The organism is Mesorhizobium sp. M4B.F.Ca.ET.089.01.1.1 (assembly GCF_004022605.1).
In the GTDB taxonomy this organism is placed as follows: domain Bacteria; phylum Pseudomonadota; class Alphaproteobacteria; order Rhizobiales; family Rhizobiaceae; genus Mesorhizobium; species Mesorhizobium abyssinicae.
In genome coordinates, this window is record NZ_RZOS01000839.1 from 1 (window position 1) to 1318 (window position 1318).

Consider the following 1318-nt stretch of genomic DNA (forward strand, 5'->3'; position numbering starts at 1 on the left):
ACCCATGAGGAGGAACACCATGAAGACCATGATTGCCGGGCTCGCGCTCGCCGCGAGCATTTTCGCTCTGCCTGCTTTCGCCGCCGATACCGCCAACATCTGGGTGCGCGCCGACGGCTCGAACTTCATGCCGCGCATCGTCGATGCCTTCAACAAGGGCCACGAGAACCAGATCAAGCTCGACATCATCCCCAATGCCGAGATCATCCCGAAATATGGTGCCGCCGCCGCCGGCGGCACCGCGCCCGACGCGCTCTCGCTCGACCTGATCTACACGCCGTCCTTCTCGGCCGCCGGCCAGCTCGAGGACATCACCGACTGGGCGAAGTCGCTGCCCTATTTCGCCAGCCTGTCGCCGGCGCATGTCAAGACCGGCACCTACAAGGGCCGCATCTACGGCCTGCCGTTCTCTGCCGACAGTTCGGTGCTGATCTGGAACAAAAAACTGTTCAAGCAGGCCGGGCTCGACCCGGAAAAAGGCCCGACCAACTGGGCCGAGATCGAGGCCGACGCCGAGAAGGTCAACGCGCTCGGCGGCGACATCAAGGGCTTCTATTTCTCCGGCAATTGCGGCGGCTGCAACATCTTCACCTTCACGCCGCTGATCTGGGCCTCGGGCGGCGACATCCTCTCCGAGGACGGCTCCAAGGCGACGCTGGACAGCCCGCAGCTGCGCGGCGCCATCGACCTCTACCGTTCGATGGTCAAGAAGGATCTGGTGCCGTCGGGCGCGCAGACCGACACCGGCGCCAACTTCTTCGCCGCCTTCGCCGCCGGCAATATCGGCATCTCGCCGTCCGGCGCCTTCGCCATCGGCGCGCTCAACACCCAGTATCCGAATGTCGATTACGGCGTCACCTTCCTGCCGGGCAAGGATGGCGGCTGGTCGTCCTTCGCCGGCGGCGACAATTTCGTCGTCACCAAGGGCACCAAGAAGCTCGCCGTGGTGAAGGAATTTCTGGACTTCGCCTATTCGCTCGAAGGCCAGACGCTGCTCGCCAAATACGGCAGCCTGCCGGTGCGCGGCGACAGCGCCAAGGAGGCGCTGAAGGATCTCGATCCGCGCTACCAGATCGCCGCCGAGGCGATGGCCAAGGGCCGTACGCCCTATACGGTGGTGTTCAACGACCTGATCAACTCCGCCAACGGTCCGTGGACGCAGATGGTCAACGAGGTCTTCTTCGGCGACGATGTCGACGGCGCGATTTCGAATGCGCAGGAGACGATGCAGTCGATCATCGACCAGGCGCCGCAGAAGTAGCGCCGCCCTCAACCTCCCCCTTGAGGGGAGGTCGGACCCGAAGGGTCCGGGTGGGGT

1 protein-coding gene is annotated in these 1318 nt (G+C 64.3%); it reads left to right on the forward strand.

Annotated elements, in window-relative coordinates; genetic code table 11:
- Positions 1–19 precede the first annotated feature (19 nt).
- A complete protein-coding gene (locus EN780_RS34375; RefSeq protein ID WP_128276470.1) occupies positions 20–1261 on the forward strand; it encodes a sugar ABC transporter substrate-binding protein in 1242 nt (413 codons plus the stop codon).
- Positions 1262–1318 lie beyond the last annotated feature (57 nt).